Consider the following 15,054-nt stretch of genomic DNA (forward strand, 5'->3'; position numbering starts at 1 on the left):
GGGCGCTCGTCGCCCGGGCTTAACATTATAAAGTTGTTCAGTTTTTTTAGGGATAATGCCATGAACAAAGTACCTTGCTGGTGGCTTGGGTGCTGCCTGTTGTCTGCACAGGTCCTTGCCGCCGATTCGCCTGCGGTAATCAGTTTTGGACAATTAAATGAAAATCAGGCGCTGCCCGCTCTGGATGGACGGGTCGCCCTGCCCACCCGTCAGGCCGCCCCCGGTACCTTAACCCTCGGCGATGCGGTGACCCGCGCCGTCAACTGGCATCCCACCATTCGCGAAGCGGTGGGCAAACTTTACGAACAGATCCAGCAGGTCGATGTCGCTAAATCGAAATACTATCCGCAGATCAGCGCCGGGATAGACAACGGCTACAGCAATAACTCCAGCGATACCGGCTTCACCCCCTCGGTGGTGGTCTCCCTCTCCCAGATGCTCTATGACTTTGGCAAGGTGGCAAGCCAGGTGCGCGCCGAAGACGCGGGCGTGGTGCAACAGCAGGCCAACGTGCTGCTGAGCATCGATACCATCGCCCGGGATACCGCCATTGCGCTGGTGCAGGTGCAGATGTGGCAGCAGATGGTGGAGACCGCCGAAGAGCAGCTTGAGGCGCTCGGCGCCATCGGCAAGCTGACGCGCCAGCGTAACGACGAAGGGGCCACTTCGCTCTCGGACGTGGTGCAGACCGACGCCCGTATCGAAGGGGCGCGTTCGCAGCTGATGCAGTATCAGGCCAACCTCGACAGCGCCCGCGCCACGCTGATGAGCAACCTCGGCTGGAGCAACCTGAATGCGGTCAGCAACGCCTTCCCGGAAAAACTCGCCCGCAGCTGCGACATCAACGAGCCGGATGACCGGCTGGTGCCCGCGGTGCTGGCTTCCTGGGCGCAGGCTAACGTGGCGCAGGCGAACCTCGATTACGCCAATGCGCAGATGACCCCAACCGTCTCGCTGGAGCCGCAGGTGCGTCACTACATGAACAACCGCTACCCCGGCCACGATACGCTGGACAAGACCCAGTACAACGTCTCGGTGAACGTCGAGATGCCCATCTACCAGGGCGGCGGGCTGAGCGCCCGGCGCAACGCCGCCAGCCACGCGGTGGAAGCGGCGCAGTCCAATATTCAGCGCACCCGGCTGGACGTGCGGCAAAAGCTGCTGGAGTCCAAAAGCCAGGTGATGAGCCTGATGAGCACCCTGCAGATCCAGTCCCGCCAGGAGACGCTCAGCCAGCGTACCCGCGAACTCTATCAGCAGCAGTATCTCGATCTGGGCTCCCGCCCCCTGCTGGACGTGCTGAACGCCGAGCAGGAGGTCTTCCAGACCCGCTTTACCCAGTGGCAAACCGCCGGGCAGCTTCGCCAGTTGCAAATCAACTGCCTCTATAACACGGGGCGGATGCGCAATGCCTTCGGCCTTGAAAACCACACCATTCAGTCAGTGGAGATCCAACCATGATCCGAGACGATATCCTTTATGAGGAGACACTGACGCAAGAGGCGCTGGAGCACTGGGCGCAGGCGTTTGGCTACGTCGCCACCCGCTACCGGGTGGCCTGCTCCCCCGGCGCGCTGGTGGCGGGCGCGCCCTGGCTACAGGGCAAAAGCAAAATCCCGGCGCTGACCGGGCTTGCCCGCGAGGCGGGCCTCTCCTTTCAGCTGCTCACCAACGGCCAGGAGTCCATCAATAGCTGGCGCCTGCCGGTGGTGGTGGAGCTTAATGACGGCAAGATTGGGGTGATTGAGCACTTTGACGGCGAGGATCTGCTGGATGTCTGCTTCTTTGACGGCAAGGCGCAGACCAATCGCATCTCGCTGGCGAAGATGCTCCCGGCCATTCGCCAGGTGGTGGCCCTGCGCCCGCTGGCGGCGCTGAAAGACAGCCGGGTGGATGCCTATATCTCCAAATACCGCCCGGACTGGCTCTACCGGCTGGTGATGCGCGACCTGCGGCCTTATACCTACGTCATGCTGGCGGCGCTGTTCATCAACCTGCTGTCGCTGGCGGGCATTCTCTTTTCAATGCAGGTCTATGACCGGGTGATCCCCGCTCAGTCCTACCCCACCCTCTATGTGCTGACCATCGGGGTGCTGATTGCCACCCTGTTCGGCTTTATCCTGCGTATCGCCCGGTCTCACATTATGGATCTGCTGGGCAAACGCGCCGACATGCGCGTCTCGGACCGGGTGTTCGGCCACGCCCTGCGCCTGCGCAACAGCGCGGTGCCCCGCTCCACCGGCAGCTTTATCTCCCAGCTGCGCGAGCTGGAGCAGATCCGCGAGATGGTCACCTCCTCCACCATCTCTACCATCGTCGATCTGCCCTTCTTCTTCCTGTTTGTGGTGGTGCTGGCGATTATTGCCCCGTCACTCGCCTGGATCGCCCCGGTCGCGGCGGTGGTGATGGTGCTGCCGGGCCTGCTGCTGCAGAAAAAGCTGGCGGCGCTGGCGAAGCAGTCGGCCCACGAGGCGACCCTGCGTAACGCTGTGCTGGTGGAGAGTGTGCAGGGGCTGGAAGACATCAAGCTGATGCAGGCGGAGAACCGCTTCCTGCAACAGTGGAACAGCTACATTCAGATCACCGCCGAGTCGGGCCTTAAGACCCGGGAGCTGACCCAGGGCCTGATCAGCTGGGGGATGACCATTCAGAGCCTGGTCTACACCGCGGTGATTGTGGTGGGTGCCCCGATGGTGATCGAAGGCGAAATGACCACCGGTGCGGTGGTGGCCGCTTCAATGCTGGCCTCGCGGATGATCGCCCCGATGGCGACCCTGTGCGGCGTGCTGGCCCGCTGGCAGCAGGTGAAGGCCGCCAAAGAGGGGCTGGACAACATTATGCAGCTGCCCACCGAGAATCAGCGTGAAGAGACGCCTATCCGCCAGGATGTGCTGCGTGGACACTACCTGTTCGAGCAGGCGCAGTTCGCCTACGGGGGCGACGCGCAGAACCCGGCGCTGCGCATCAACCGGCTGGAGATCAAACCCGGCGAGCATGTGGCGGTGCTGGGGCGTAACGGCGCGGGCAAATCGACCCTGCTGCAGGCGATGGTGGGCAGCATGGATCTGGTGGGCGGCGAGCTGCGGCTCGACAACCTCAGCCTGCCCCATCTCGACATGGCGGATGTGCGCCGCAACGTCGGTCTGATGAGCCAGAACGCGCGGCTGTTTTACGGCACCCTGCGAGAGAACATCACCCTCGGGATGCCGCGGGCTACCGACGAAGAGATCTTTGCCGTGCTGGAGATGTGCGGCGCGGCCAGCTTTGTGCAGAAGCTGGCGAAGGGGCTGGATCACCCGATTATGGAGAACGGCGTCGGGCTCTCCGGCGGCCAGCGCCAGTCGATTTTGCTGGCGCGGATGTTCCTGCGCGATCCCAACGTCGTGCTGCTGGATGAACCCACCGCCTCGCTGGATGAACACACCGAGCGCGAATTTATCCAGCGTCTGGGCCAGTGGCTCGGCCACCGCACGCTGATTGTCGCCACCCACCGCGTACCGATGCTGGAGCTGGTGGAGCGCGTGGTGGTGCTGAAAGAGGGCATGCTGGTGATGGACGCGCCAAAAGCGCAGGCGCTGAGCAACAGCCGGATGCAGCAACCGCAGCAGGCAAATGGCAGGGAGTGGAAAAATGAAAATCAATCAGCGTGATGTTGCGGCGATGGATGACCTGGATAACGCCCTCGGCTCCGAGAGCGGCTATACCGGGGCGAGAAGCATTGTGTTATTCAGCCTGCTGCTGTTTGTCGCTGCCGGGGTGTGGGCATGGTTCAGCATTCTCGATGAGGTCTCCACCGGCACCGGGAAAGTGATCCCCAGCTCCCGGGAGCAGGTGTTGCAGTCTCTCGACGGCGGGATCCTCGCCGAGCTGAAAGTTCACGAAGGGGATCAGGTGCAGGCCGGCCAGGTGCTGGCGCGCCTCGACCCGACCCGCTCTGAATCCAACGTCGGTGAAAGTGCCGCCCGCTACCGCGCGTCGCTGGCCTCCAGCGCCCGTTTGCGTGCAGAGGTGAACGATCTGCCCCTCACCTTCCCGCCGGAGCTGGCGAAATGGACCGACCTGATCGCCGCCGAAACCCGGCTCTACAACTCCCGCCGCGAGCAGCTGGAAGACTCCCGGCGCGAGCTGCGCCAGGCGCTGGATCTGGTGAATAAAGAGCTTGCGATCACCCAGCGGCTGGTGAAAACCGGCGCCGCCAGCCACGTCGAGGCGCTGCGCCTGCAACGCCAGAAGAGCGACCTTGAGCTGAAGCTCACCGACCTGCGCTCGCAGTACTATGTTCAGGCCCGGGAGGCGCTCTCTAAATCGAACGCCGAAGTGGATATGCTCTCGGCGGTGCTGAAAGGACGTGAAGACTCGGTGACCCGCCTGACGATGACCTCGCCGGTGCGCGGCATTGTGAAGAACATCAAGGTGACCACCATCGGCGGCGTTATTCCCCCGAACGGCGAAGTGATGGAGATTGTGCCGGTGGACGATCACCTGCTGATTGAAACCCGCCTGTCGCCACGGGATATCGCCTTTATCCACCCCGGCCAGAAGGCGCTGGTGAAGATCACCGCCTACGATTACGCCATCTACGGCGGGCTGGATGGCGTGGTGGAGACCATCTCCCCGGACACCATTCAGGATGAAGCCAAACCGGAGGTCTTCTACTACCGGGTGTTTATCCGCACCAGCCAGGATTACCTGGTGAACAAAGCGGGCAGGCACTTCTCGATTGTGCCGGGGATGATTGCCACGGTGGATATCAAGACCGGCGAGAAATCGGTGATGGATTATATGATCAAGCCGTTTAACCGGGCGAAAGAGGCGCTAAGGGAGCGATAGCAAGAGCGCCGGGTGGCGGCTGCGCCTTACCCGGCTTAAAACGGCTCTCCAGCAGAGGTTCGGCGAGCCGCTGTAAATTACGGTTCGGCTATGTTCGCCAGGATGGATCTGTCTGCTCGATCAGTCGCGTAAGCGCTTTGAAAACATCTTGTCCTGCGCCAAATCGAGGAGCGAACTGTAGCGAATCCTGGGTGCATTTGCGTTGGATATCTTCAGGTATCTCCAGTACCGGCCCCATCGACATTGAGGCGACCTGGATTTCACATGCCCGATTCAGGAGCCATAAATTCGCGAAAGCCTGAGGTAAATTGTGTCCCCAGGCCAGCAGACCGTGGTTTCGCAGGATAATACAGGGACGGTCGCCAATACTTCTGAGCAAGCGGGGCCCTTCGTCAGCATGTACCGTAATGCCTTCAAAATCATGATATGCCACTTTTTCATAAAGCTGTGCCGAGTAAAAGTTGCTCATTGAAAGACCTCCTGCGGAACATGCCACTGCCATGCCTGCGGTGGTATGGGTGTGCATAACGCAGTGAGCTTCCGGGATACTGTCATGTATGGCGCCATGAATGGTAAAGCCGGCTGGATTGATGGGCCAGTCGCTGTGTCCGATGATGTTGCCTTTATTATCAATTTTCACCAACGACGAAGCCGTCACCTCTGAATACATCAGACCAAAGGGGTTAATAAGAAAATGTTTTTCAGGCCCCGGCAAGCGTAAGGTGATGTGGTTGTAAATCAGCTCGTTCCAGCCAAGGTGAGCAAAGATACGATAACAGGCTGCAAGATCGACCCTTGCCGCCCACTCTTCCGGACTGTAGCCAGCGGGAATGTCATTACGGGAATCAGGATAAGAATGGGTTAATGTTATGGTCATGATGACTCTCCTTTTAAGATGAACAGGCAGGTTTTTTGTCTGCAGCGGGCTTCATTGGAATGGCAGCGATAAACAGCGTCCCTAATAACAGAACGACCACCGCGTAAAGCAGGCCAGAGGAAAAGCTGTTGGTCGCATCTCTCAGATAACCCACGACAAAAGCGCTCAGGGCCGATCCGATATTGCCAACCGCATTTATCAGGGCTATACCCACAGGTTTACTACGACTTGAAAGGACTTTATCTGGCGCGGTCCAGAATATCGCCATGGCGCAGAAACCACCGGTAGAGGCCATTGCGATGCCAGCAAGACGAATAATGGGGTTTTCAGCGTAGGCCGTTAGCAACCAGCCGACCGCTGCGAACAGCATGGGGATCGCAATATGCCATTTTCGTTCACGACGGCGATCGGAGCGTGCGCTCCACCAAATCATGCCGATGATGGTGCATATCTGAGGAATAGCAGCGAGTAAACCAATAGTGATGTTGCTGCTGGCAGCATTAAAGCTTTTTACAATCTGAGGGATCCATATCCCAATCAGGCTAAGCGTATTAACAAGGCACAAATAGGCCAGGGCAAATTTTATTATGACCGGCTGACAAAGTTCGCTTATCAGACTTCCCTTTCGCTCTTTCGGTACGTCCGCCTGGCTTTGTTCAGCAGCCAGCATTGCTGTCAGTCGTGCTTTTTCCTCACGGGTCAGCCAGTTTGCTTTCATCGGGTTATCATCGAGATAAAACAGGACGGCGATGCCCAGGACGACCGAAGGGAGGCCTTCAAGGAGAAACAACCATTGCCACCCTTTCAGGCCTAAAAAACCATTCATTTCAAGGATGTAACCGGATAGCACTGACCCCAGGGCAGTGGTAACGGGTGTGGCTATCATAAATAAAGCGTTGGTTCGTCCGCGGCAGGCCTGAGGGAACCAGAATGTCAGATAAAGCAATATTCCCGGAATAAAGCCCGCTTCAGCAATCCCCACAAGCGTGCGCAATATATACAGACTTTGCGCGTCGTGGGCAAAAAGCGTCGCCGTAGAAGCAACCCCCCAGACGATCATAATAATCGACAGCCAGCGTCGGGCGCCGAAGCGTCCGAGGGCAATATTGCTGGGAATACTGAAGGCAATATAAGCGATATAAAAGAAGGTTGTTGCGAGGCCAAACATTGTCGCAGTCAATCCAAGGTCCTGCGACATGGTAAGACCCGCAAAACCAATATTAATGCGATCGAGGAAAGCAAATACGTAAAGCAGAAACAGAAACCAGACCAGTCTGCCGGACACTTTTTTAATAAGTTCATTATCCGTTTGCATAGAGCCCACAGAACTGAACTCTGTTTCGCCGCGGGCGGGGCTCACAAAAGAACCAGATTTTTCCAAAGTCATTGCAGGGTAGCTCCTCTGCTGTAGGGTGTGGGTAGAGGTTTTATATTTATTTGAAACCATTAATATGTTAATGACTTGTTGTGTACAATTTAATTAATCTGGTTTATTTGTTAGAAAACATCGTTAATCGGAACTGCCACCATGCCGTTTTTACGCTTTACCCTGCGTCAGCTGGAAACCTTTCTTACGGTCGCTGAAACCCATAGTTTCACGGATGCCGGTGAGCGTCTGGGGCTGACACCCTCTGCGGTCAGCCAGCTTGTACAAGAACTTGAGTCCGTGCTGGGTTTCCGCCTTTTTGATCGCAGTACCCGTCGCGTTTCGTTGTCTGTCACTGGCAAGGAGTTTCTCAATTCTGCGGGGGCGGTACTTAAACGTGCCAGGCAAGCTGAAACCATTGCCACAGCGATTAATGCCCGGGCGACAGGTGTGGTTCGTATTGCGGCACCGATGATTATTGCCAGCGCGATGCTGCCAAAAATCATCAAAGAATACAGAGTGCTTCAGCCAGAGGTAGCTGTTCGGATTATTGATTGCCCGGTGGAACGCCTTATCGATATCGTTATTGACGGTGATGCCGATATGTCGGTAGGTCCTAATGCGTTCTGTGGCGAAGAGATTATTTCCACCGTGTTATTTGAAAGTCCGTGGGTATTGTGGTGCACGCCGGATCACGCGCTGGCGCAGTTTGAGGAGGTAAGCTGGGAAAACCTGAAAATGTATCCGCTGGTCGCGGCAGGACGAGATCATGAACAGAATGTCGCTAAAATGGGAAGAGCTTTACCCAGTGCCGAAAGGATAAGTCCTGTCGATGTGGTAGATAATATTTCTACCGCTCTGGGTATAGCCTCTTCTGGCCTGGCCGTAACCCTGTCCCCTGCTTACGTTAAGCTACTGGCAATATTTCTACCGCTCTGGGTATAGCCTCTTCTGGCCTGGCCGTAACCCTGTCCCCTGCTTACGTTAAGCTACTGGCTAAACCTTTCGGTTTGGTTATGCGCCGTATTGTTGCGCCGGACGTGGTTCGCCAGGTTTGTTTATACCAGTCTTCAAAATTTTTTAACTCACCGGCCGCTGAAGGTTTTGCAGAACATCTTATTGAATGGATTGCTGAAAATGTTGAGTAAGAACTTGCCGGTTTTGCGAAGTCACTCTGTTTCACTGTACACCAGGCATTTCTGTAAAGGGGACTTGTTCATCCCCGCTGTCACTAATGCTGGCGCTAAGCGATATGCAATAACATGAGCGTGACTAATAACATTATGTGTGGACAGATTTAGCGCACAGTGTATTTCCAACAGCTGGCTTGTTGTTTAGAGTCGCAGTAACGCGGCAAGCCGGGTCGTTAACCCTTACGCAGATTCGCCTGTTTGAACGTCTCTGTGTGATGCCCAAGGAACTTCAGCCTTCCCCGGCTCTCTTCTAACGCCGTTTCAAGCTTATCGACCTCATTAGAGAGACGGGAAACCATAACGAAGAGTATGGCAACCGCGATAACGACAGGAACAATTAACCACCATGACACAAACATATGCATTACCCTGGAAGATAATTAACGTAGTTACAGTCTTATGGTTAGCGATTTAAAAACAATAATAACAATTTATGAGTTTGTCTTAGGGCGAGTGCGGTTTGCTCACCCTTTTCCTCAAGTTTTGTCGGCCGGGTAAGGCGGAGCCGCTATCCGGCAATGCAGTGCGGCCTGATGCCCTCTCCCACCGGGAAAGGGCGCATCTTGCATTTACCTAAGCGCCCGGTGCTCTGGGGAAAATCTCCAGATACTTCTCCGAGCCATAAAATGGGATCACCAGAAACGCCATGCCCGCCGTTCCGCTGGCTAACTGCACCGCCATATCGCCGTTGCGGGTAATAAACAGCGTCCGGTCCTGCCAGCGGCAACCGACGCTCATATCCGGGGTGCAATTTTTAAACTTCGTTAACAGCAGGCCCTCTTTGCTCAGGAAAAAATACCGGCTTTCGACATCGGACGGTTTTGCCGCCGACTCATCCAGCAGCGTGAAAGTCTCCTCCCGCAGCGTTCTGTTTTGTGCATCCAGCGATTTCACCTGTAGCGATCGGCCAGGATAGTTGAAGCGTAACTCCACCATCGCCGCATTGTCGGCTCTGACATATAACGTCTCGGCCAGATCGTTTGCGCCGTAGTATTTCCCCCCGCCCGGCTTGAGCGGTTTATTCATAAAGCGGTACACCGTATGGCTGCGAATATCCTGGCGGTTGGGATACTCCGCATTAAATTGCGCTTTCTGTGGCGAGCTGACGACGCAACCGGTGAGTAATAACAGACAGAGCAGGACAGAGAGGTGACGCATTACATTCCCCTTTGGGATTGCCAGTACAGCGGCGTACCAAACGCCTCAACGTAGTAATCAATCACCGCCCGCACGTTCAGCGGCGGGTGGCGCGTATGGGGGTAGATCGCCGCAATGTTGTAGGGCTCGGTATTGATGGAGGTCTCCCAGGCCGGCAGCAGTTTCACCAGCTCCCCGCTCTGGAACCGGTCGCCAATCAGCCAGTCCGGGAACAGTACCATCCCCATCCCGCCCAGCGCGGCGATAAGCAGCGTTTCCGCGTTATTGGAAGAGATCAGCGGCGTGACGGGATAATGAGTCCACGCCTCGCCGGGCCGGCGCAGCAGCCAGCGGTTGGGGCCGGACGAGCCGCGATAGACCAGGCATTTGTGACGCATTATGTCGTCCGACGTTTCCGGCGTGCCGTATTTGCGCAGATAAGCCGGAGAAGCAGCCAGATGATAAAACTGCTGGCCCAGCACCCGGGCGTGAAATGAGGAGTCGGTCAGCGCGCCGATGCGAAAGATCACGTCGGCGGCATCCCGGTGGGGATCGATATAGTCGTCCGTCAGCGTCAGCTCGATGCTAAGACGGGGGTAGCGTTCCGTCAGGCCGGGAAGCCCCGGCGCGATATGCCGCTGGCCGAAAAAGACCGGGGCGTTGATGCGCAGCAGACCGGAGGGCTCCTGCTTGCGCGCATCCAGTTCCCGGCGCGCCTCCTCAAGATTACCGAGCATCAGGCGGGCATAGCGGATAAAAAGGTGACCACTTTCCGTGGGAATAATTGCCCGCGTGTTGCGGTAAAAAAGCTGCTGGCCGAGCGCATCCTCAAGCTGATGGATGACCCGCGAAACCTGCGAAGCGGAAATCCCTTCCCGGCGTGCCACCACCGAAAAATTCTGGGACTCATAGACCTCTTTGAAGGTTTGCAGCCAGCGAAGGCTGATTGTGGCGGGGTCGCGCATTAATGCATTTCCTGCACAGGTGTTTCTTACATTATGGCATTTTTCTCACGGATGTTCAGGCGTACGCTTCCCCGCCTTGAAAACGGAGAAGAGTAACTATGCAGCTGATATTGATTTTACTGGTTATTGCCGGAGGGATGGGACTGTCCGTCGAGGCAGGGTTACTGGGGCCGCTCGGCGGTGAGGTAGGTGATTTATGGGCCACGTTCAGCGTGTTTGGCGTCGGTGCCGCCCTGACCTTTTTGCTGATGCTCTTTTTCAGCCCACGCAACAGCCCGTCGTTTTTTTCACAGCCTTCATGGCAGCTGCTGGGCGGCGTTCTCGGCCCGGTCTACGTCATTATTCTCACCGTAGTGACGCCCGCCATCGGTATCGCCATGACGATGATTGGCATCCTTGCCGGTCAGGTCTTTAAAAGCCTGATCATCGATCACTACGGCCTGCTGGGCACGCCGCACCGCAAAATTGACACTAAACGCATCATCGCGCTGATTTTTATCATTGCCGCGCTGGTTCTGGTTGCACAAGGGTAACACGATGACATTGATTATGATTATTCTGGCGGTGATTGGCGGTGCGACGCTGAGCATTCAGGCCGCCATCAACGGCCAACTGGGCAGCAAGGTGGGCGTATTCAAAAGCGCGTTCCTGACCTTTTCCGTCGGCGCGCTGATCACCGCCCTGCTGATCTTCTTCTTTGAACCGCGCCATGCCGTCAGCCTGCTGGATGTGCCTAAATGGCAGCTGCTGGGGGCGATGTTTGGCGTACCGTACATCGTCATTATGGTGCTGGCCGTACAGCGTATCGGTACGGCGGTGGCCACGGTGGCGGTGATTTTCGGCCAGCTGACCATGAGCATGCTGATCGACAATTTTGGCTGGCTGGGGAACGACGCTATACCCTTTTCGATGACGCGCCTGGGCGCAGTCCTCTGCCTCGGGATCGCACTCTGGTTCATCTACTCCAGCAGCACGCAAAAGTCAGATGAGAAGGCGCCTGCAGAAACGCGGAGTTAAGCCAGCTTCGGTGAGGGGAGGCGCAGGCAGGTGTTTTTGCCTTTCAGGTCATTTATAGTACTTCCCCTCATCCCGTAGCCATTAACACCATGAAAACCGATAATAAACGCGTTCATGCTTATCATTTTTCCCCGTTTCGCCATCTTTTTGCCGCACGTTTTCTCACCGTGCTGGGCAACGGTATCGCCCCTATCGCGCTGGCATTTGCAGTGCTGGATATTGGCGGCTCGGCCTCTGATTTAGGTATCGTCGTGGCCTCCCGCTCGATTTTTAACGTGCTGTTTCTGCTGCTGGGCGGAGTATTAGCGGACCGCTACTCCCGCAGCCGGGTGCTCGTCTCCTCGTCGGTGGTGGCCGCCATCTCGCAGGCTATCGTGGCGTGGTCGGTGCTGGACGGGTCCGCCACGGTGCTCAGCCTGACCCTGCTTGGCGCGGTAAACGGTGCCGCCGCGGGCATCACCCTTCCCGCCTCTTCTGCCCTCGTTCCCCAGACGGTTCCCGGTAAAAGCCTGCGCGAAGCCAACGCCTTCATTCAGCTGGGGGTGTACAGCGGGACGGTTATCGGCGCGTCGCTGGGCGGCGTTCTGACAGGCGCCGTCGGACCGGGCTGGGGGCTTGCCATTGATGCCCTGGGGTTCGCCGCCGCCGCCCCCCTCTACCTGATGATTCGCGTGACCGCCCTCGAAGCCGGACCTTCTAAAAGCAACATGCTGCAGGATTTAAAAGCGGGGTGGCAGGAGTTCGCCAGCCGGGCCTGGGTGTGGTCGATCGTCGTGCAGTTCACCATTATTAACGCCGCGTTTAGCGGGATAATGATGGTGCTCGGGCCGGTGATTGCGGATACCTCTTTTGGCCGGGCGCAGTGGGGGATTATTGTGGCGTGCCAGAGCATTGGCCTCATCGTGGGCTCCTCCCTTGCCCTGCGCTGGCGACCGCGCCGGGATCTCTTTATCGGCGTGATGCTGATATCATGCTGCGCCCTGCCCATCTTTATGCTGAGCCTGCTCCCCTCCACGCCCTGGCTGATTGCCGCGTTCTTTATTGCCGGAGTGACCTTTGGCCTCTTTGGGGTGGCCTGGGCCCAGTCCCTGCAGACACATATTCCGCAGGATAAGCTGGCGCGCGTCTATGCCTACGATGCGGTGGGATCGTTTGTGGCGATCCCCTTCGGCGAGCTTATCGCCGGGCCGCTGGCTAAACAGTATGGCACCAGCAACGTGCTGCTGGTGGCGGCCTGTGCCGTGGTTCTCGCCACGGTAGCCGCCAGCCTGGTGCCAGCCATCAGACGACTCGATAACACATCACAGCTTAAATCGCATACGTAATAGGTTATCATCCGTCTCCCTCTTGTTTCTGCGGTCAGCCTGATGTCAGTGATTATCGATAATTTTATTGCTCCGCCCTGCCATGAGGCGATAGAGACGCTCTGGCAGGACGACCATCTGGTGCTGATCAATAAACCCAGCGGGCTGCTCAGCCTGTCGGGGAAAAATCCGCAAAACCTCGATTCGGTGCATTACCGGCTGGTTCAGACCTTTCCCGGCTGCACGCTGGTGCATCGCCTCGATTTTGGCACCTCCGGGCTGATGGTGATTGCCCGCAATAAGGCGATCAATGCCGCCCTCTGCCAGCAGTTCAGCCAGCGCAGCGTAACCAAGACCTACACCGCCCTGCTCTGCGGGCATCTGGCCGATGACGAAGGGGTGATAGACGCGCCTATTGCTAAAGATCCGGCGCTGTTCCCGCGGATGTCGATTTGCGCTATCAACGGCAAGCCCGCCCGCTCCCGCTATCGGGTGGTAGAGCGCGGGTATTATCAGGGAGATGTGCCGGTCACGCGGGTGGAACTGACCCCGGAAACCGGGCGCACCCACCAGCTGCGCATTCACTGCCAGCAGCTAGGCCACCCGATTTTAGGCTGCGACCTGTATGGCGGAGTGCAGATGCCCGGCACCGAACGCACGCCGCGCCTGATGCTGCACGCCAGCGAGCTGCGGTTTACGCATCCGGTCAGCGGGGAGCCTGTCCATATCCGCCACGCCAGCCCGTTTTGATAGTGTCATTTTGCCACGCGGCTTTCTGTCAGTTCAGCCCCACGCCTGGTTCTGAATCACCACCCGGTACCCGCTGTCATCCACGAACGTGCGCCCATTGACCTCCCAGTAGGGGTTAAACGAACTTACCTGAGTAAAACCCGCACTGCGCATTCGCCCGCAGGTCGCTTCCCATTCCGCTTTATCGGGATAATAGAGAACGATCAGATCCTCGTTCGTTTGCAGAGGCTGAACGGGATGGTGGTGACACACGGTAAATTCGATGTGCCAGGGTAAATCTTCCCGCCCTAACATGATCCCGCTGAAACCCTGATGATCGCTAAAGTCCGCAATCTTTTTCAGTCCTAACCCCTGGCTGTACATCAGAAAAGCCTTTTCGAGGTCTATGACAGGTCTGGCAATACGCATATGGGTGAACATCCGGGCTCCTGTGGGCTACTGGTTTATCATGCCGCCTCAGTCTACCTGCCGTTGCGTTTGCCATTTTCCTCTCAGTGCGTTCCGACATAACGGCGACACGCCTGATGTTGCATCGCGCCGCCGGGCGTTCCGGGTGATTTGCAGCGGAATATGGATATCCGGGTAATCCAGAACGATGAGCCCTCTCACCCCGCCTGCTGCACCGGTGCCGACAAATAGACCCGCACGTAGCGTACAAACTTGCCGACAAAGACCCCGGCGAACAGCCCGCCGGTAATGATGGCGAAGGCGCTTGCACCGGGGCGTTGCAGGGTCTCGGGCGCAATGGCGCTAATCACTCCCAGCACATATTTCACCGTGAAGGCCAGCATCATAATGGGCAGTGACGAGTAGTCCGCCGAACGGTAAATGCTGCGCGGGGCGGCAGCCCGGCTTACTATCGCCCCTTTGATCAGGATATAGCCCATTGCCGCGCCGCTGAGTAGACCTGCCAGCCACAGGGAGCCGGTAGCGAGCGTGAGCGTGCGAAAGACCAGCAGGTCGTAGATATCCCAGATCAGAAACAGGGCCGGAACGATAGCGAGCTTTTCCAGCGCAACGGTGGCGGGCTTACGCGCCCGGATGCCCCTGCTTATCAGGAACAGCAGAATCAGATAGACCCAGACGGGGGTATGGATCAGGACACCAGAGATGAAATCAAGCATAGGGTTCACCTTCGCCTCCGGGGTGACACCGCGTCACCGTTCCGGTTGAGTATTGCCTGGGGTACGCGATCCACCATCATACTTTGTCAGGTTCTTTTATTTGCCCTTCGCTTACTCTTTTTGAAGTAGTAATTCCCGTGAGTAACTGGAATCCATACATAATATACGTAAACAATTTGTTATATTATTTAACAACCGAAAACAACGTCCATAAATAATATAAAAATTAATTAAGATTAATCCCACGCACAATATTTTTATATGCGCTATAAGCTAGCCACCTTAAGTGTAAACTTACGTAAAGAGCCCCGCCACGCCTGGACTCGCCCGTTTCAGCGAAACACAAAACAAGCGATAAAGCAGAACGCCCGGAAGGTGGTAATGCTGCCAACTTACTGATTTAGTGTATGATGGTGATTTTAAGGTGCTTGCGTGGCTTCCATTTCCATCAGATGTCCTTCCTGCTCCGCTACTGAAGGCGTGGTGCGTAA

16 protein-coding genes are annotated in these 15,054 nt (G+C 56.9%); 9 read left to right on the forward strand and 7 right to left on the reverse strand.

The features are described from left to right. The first annotated feature begins 60 nt into the window (after nucleotides 1-60). From FHC51_RS22285 to FHC51_RS22295, 3 genes are read left to right on the forward strand one after another with little or no spacing between them, the layout of a single operon-like run. Nucleotides 61-1,461 (forward strand): TolC family outer membrane protein, encoded by a 1,401-nt coding sequence (locus FHC51_RS22285; RefSeq protein ID WP_114316975.1) that lies wholly within the window; start codon nucleotides 61-63, stop codon nucleotides 1,459-1,461. Next, nucleotides 1,458-3,650: a type I secretion system permease/ATPase gene (locus FHC51_RS22290; protein ID WP_114316974.1), complete on the forward strand. Its 2,193-nt coding sequence runs from the start codon at nucleotides 1,458-1,460 to the stop codon at nucleotides 3,648-3,650. The genes FHC51_RS22285 and FHC51_RS22290 overlap by 4 nt, the downstream gene beginning before the upstream one ends. Before the next feature lie 10 nt (nucleotides 3,651-3,660). Beyond that, nucleotides 3,661-4,830, forward strand: coding sequence for an HlyD family efflux transporter periplasmic adaptor subunit (locus FHC51_RS22295; RefSeq protein ID WP_114317191.1), 1,170 nt, complete (start codon nucleotides 3,661-3,663; stop codon nucleotides 4,828-4,830). Nucleotides 4,831-4,918: 88 nt separating this feature from the next. Here FHC51_RS22295 and FHC51_RS22300 read toward each other — a convergent pair whose 3' ends face one another. Together FHC51_RS22300 and FHC51_RS22305 are read right to left on the reverse strand one after the other, a co-directional pair. Next, on the reverse strand, nucleotides 4,919-5,707 hold the full coding sequence (locus FHC51_RS22300) for a class II aldolase/adducin family protein (protein WP_220436622.1): 789 nt from the start codon (nucleotides 5,705-5,707) through the stop codon (nucleotides 4,919-4,921). A 13-nt stretch (nucleotides 5,708-5,720) separates the two neighbouring features. Further along, nucleotides 5,721-7,022 carry an MFS transporter gene (locus FHC51_RS22305; protein ID WP_255585116.1) on the reverse strand — a complete coding sequence of 434 codons (1,302 nt, stop codon included), beginning with the start codon at nucleotides 7,020-7,022 and terminating at the stop codon, nucleotides 5,721-5,723. A gap of 213 nt (nucleotides 7,023-7,235) precedes the next feature. On the opposite strand from FHC51_RS22305, the gene FHC51_RS22310 reads away from it, so the two are divergent. After that, nucleotides 7,236-8,018 (forward strand): LysR family transcriptional regulator, encoded by a 783-nt coding sequence (locus tag FHC51_RS22310; protein WP_220436624.1) that lies wholly within the window; start codon nucleotides 7,236-7,238, stop codon nucleotides 8,016-8,018. A gap of 421 nt (nucleotides 8,019-8,439) precedes the next feature. Here FHC51_RS22310 and FHC51_RS22315 read toward each other — a convergent pair whose 3' ends face one another. From FHC51_RS22315 to FHC51_RS22325, 3 genes are all read right to left on the reverse strand, one after another. Continuing rightward, the gene (locus tag FHC51_RS22315) at nucleotides 8,440-8,625 is read right to left on the reverse strand and encodes a hypothetical protein (RefSeq protein ID WP_114316971.1); all 186 of its coding nucleotides are present in this window, start codon (nucleotides 8,623-8,625) and stop codon (nucleotides 8,440-8,442) included. Between the two features lie 214 nt (nucleotides 8,626-8,839). Continuing rightward, entirely contained in the window at nucleotides 8,840-9,424 is a 585-nt protein-coding gene (locus FHC51_RS22320; RefSeq protein WP_114316970.1) for a hypothetical protein, read from the reverse strand. Beyond that, complete coding sequence (locus FHC51_RS22325) at nucleotides 9,424-10,368, reverse strand: LysR family transcriptional regulator (RefSeq protein ID WP_220436625.1); 945 nt, start codon at nucleotides 10,366-10,368, stop codon at nucleotides 9,424-9,426. The genes FHC51_RS22320 and FHC51_RS22325 overlap by 1 nt, the downstream gene beginning before the upstream one ends. A 98-nt stretch (nucleotides 10,369-10,466) precedes the next feature. On the opposite strand from FHC51_RS22325, the gene FHC51_RS22330 reads away from it, so the two are divergent. The 4 genes from FHC51_RS22330 (at nucleotide 10,467) to FHC51_RS22345 (ending at nucleotide 13,439) form a co-directional block, all read left to right on the forward strand. Continuing rightward, nucleotides 10,467-10,901: a DMT family transporter gene (locus tag FHC51_RS22330; protein ID WP_103180810.1), complete on the forward strand. Its 435-nt coding sequence runs from the start codon at nucleotides 10,467-10,469 to the stop codon at nucleotides 10,899-10,901. A 4-nt stretch (nucleotides 10,902-10,905) separates the two neighbouring features. Next, entirely contained in the window at nucleotides 10,906-11,385 is a 480-nt protein-coding gene (locus FHC51_RS22335; protein ID WP_103822598.1) for a DMT family transporter, read from the forward strand. Between the two features lie 89 nt (nucleotides 11,386-11,474). Next, on the forward strand, nucleotides 11,475-12,710 hold the full coding sequence (locus tag FHC51_RS22340; RefSeq protein ID WP_220436626.1) for an MFS transporter: 1,236 nt from the start codon (nucleotides 11,475-11,477) through the stop codon (nucleotides 12,708-12,710). Nucleotides 12,711-12,752: 42 nt separating this feature from the next. Beyond that, nucleotides 12,753-13,439, forward strand: coding sequence for an RluA family pseudouridine synthase (locus FHC51_RS22345; protein ID WP_220436627.1), 687 nt, complete (start codon nucleotides 12,753-12,755; stop codon nucleotides 13,437-13,439). A gap of 33 nt (nucleotides 13,440-13,472) precedes the next feature. On the opposite strand, the gene FHC51_RS22350 is transcribed toward FHC51_RS22345, so the two are convergent. Then, nucleotides 13,473-13,859: a VOC family protein gene (locus FHC51_RS22350; protein WP_220436628.1), complete on the reverse strand. Its 387-nt coding sequence runs from the start codon at nucleotides 13,857-13,859 to the stop codon at nucleotides 13,473-13,475. A 185-nt stretch (nucleotides 13,860-14,044) separates the two neighbouring features. Continuing rightward, entirely contained in the window at nucleotides 14,045-14,563 is a 519-nt protein-coding gene (locus FHC51_RS22355; protein ID WP_220436629.1) for a hypothetical protein, read from the reverse strand. A gap of 432 nt (nucleotides 14,564-14,995) precedes the next feature. Between FHC51_RS22355 and FHC51_RS23315 the strand changes: the two genes are divergently transcribed. After that, nucleotides 14,996-15,054: IS1 family transposase (locus tag FHC51_RS23315; protein ID WP_129692833.1), on the forward strand; the 59-nt coding region annotated here is incomplete at its 3' end.

The organism is Leclercia sp. EC_58 (assembly GCF_019584355.1).
Lineage (GTDB): Bacteria > Pseudomonadota > Gammaproteobacteria > Enterobacterales > Enterobacteriaceae > Enterobacter.

What these genes read in the sequence shown, in the direction of transcription:
- FHC51_RS22305 (WP_255585116.1), bottom strand. Translation starts at nt 7,022, where the DNA reads ATGCAAACGGATAATGAACTTATTAAAAAAGTGTCCGGCAGACTGGTC.
- FHC51_RS22285 (WP_114316975.1), top strand. Translation starts at nt 61, where the DNA reads ATGAACAAAGTACCTTGCTGGTGGCTTGGGTGCTGCCTGTTGTCTGCA.
- FHC51_RS22325 (WP_220436625.1), bottom strand. Translation starts at nt 10,368, where the DNA reads ATGCGCGACCCCGCCACAATCAGCCTTCGCTGGCTGCAAACCTTCAAA.
- FHC51_RS22335 (WP_103822598.1), top strand. Translation starts at nt 10,906, where the DNA reads ATGACATTGATTATGATTATTCTGGCGGTGATTGGCGGTGCGACGCTG.
- FHC51_RS22295 (WP_114317191.1), top strand. Translation starts at nt 3,661, where the DNA reads ATGGATGACCTGGATAACGCCCTCGGCTCCGAGAGCGGCTATACCGGG.
- FHC51_RS22320 (WP_114316970.1), bottom strand. Translation starts at nt 9,424, where the DNA reads ATGCGTCACCTCTCTGTCCTGCTCTGTCTGTTATTACTCACCGGTTGC.
- FHC51_RS22315 (WP_114316971.1), bottom strand. Translation starts at nt 8,625, where the DNA reads ATGTTTGTGTCATGGTGGTTAATTGTTCCTGTCGTTATCGCGGTTGCC.
- FHC51_RS22310 (WP_220436624.1), top strand. Translation starts at nt 7,236, where the DNA reads ATGCCGTTTTTACGCTTTACCCTGCGTCAGCTGGAAACCTTTCTTACG.
- FHC51_RS22290 (WP_114316974.1), top strand. Translation starts at nt 1,458, where the DNA reads ATGATCCGAGACGATATCCTTTATGAGGAGACACTGACGCAAGAGGCG.
- FHC51_RS22300 (WP_220436622.1), bottom strand. Translation starts at nt 5,707, where the DNA reads ATGACCATAACATTAACCCATTCTTATCCTGATTCCCGTAATGACATT.
- FHC51_RS22355 (WP_220436629.1), bottom strand. Translation starts at nt 14,563, where the DNA reads ATGCTTGATTTCATCTCTGGTGTCCTGATCCATACCCCCGTCTGGGTC.
- FHC51_RS22350 (WP_220436628.1), bottom strand. Translation starts at nt 13,859, where the DNA reads ATGTTCACCCATATGCGTATTGCCAGACCTGTCATAGACCTCGAAAAG.
- FHC51_RS22330 (WP_103180810.1), top strand. Translation starts at nt 10,467, where the DNA reads ATGCAGCTGATATTGATTTTACTGGTTATTGCCGGAGGGATGGGACTG.
- FHC51_RS22340 (WP_220436626.1), top strand. Translation starts at nt 11,475, where the DNA reads ATGAAAACCGATAATAAACGCGTTCATGCTTATCATTTTTCCCCGTTT.
- FHC51_RS22345 (WP_220436627.1), top strand. Translation starts at nt 12,753, where the DNA reads ATGTCAGTGATTATCGATAATTTTATTGCTCCGCCCTGCCATGAGGCG.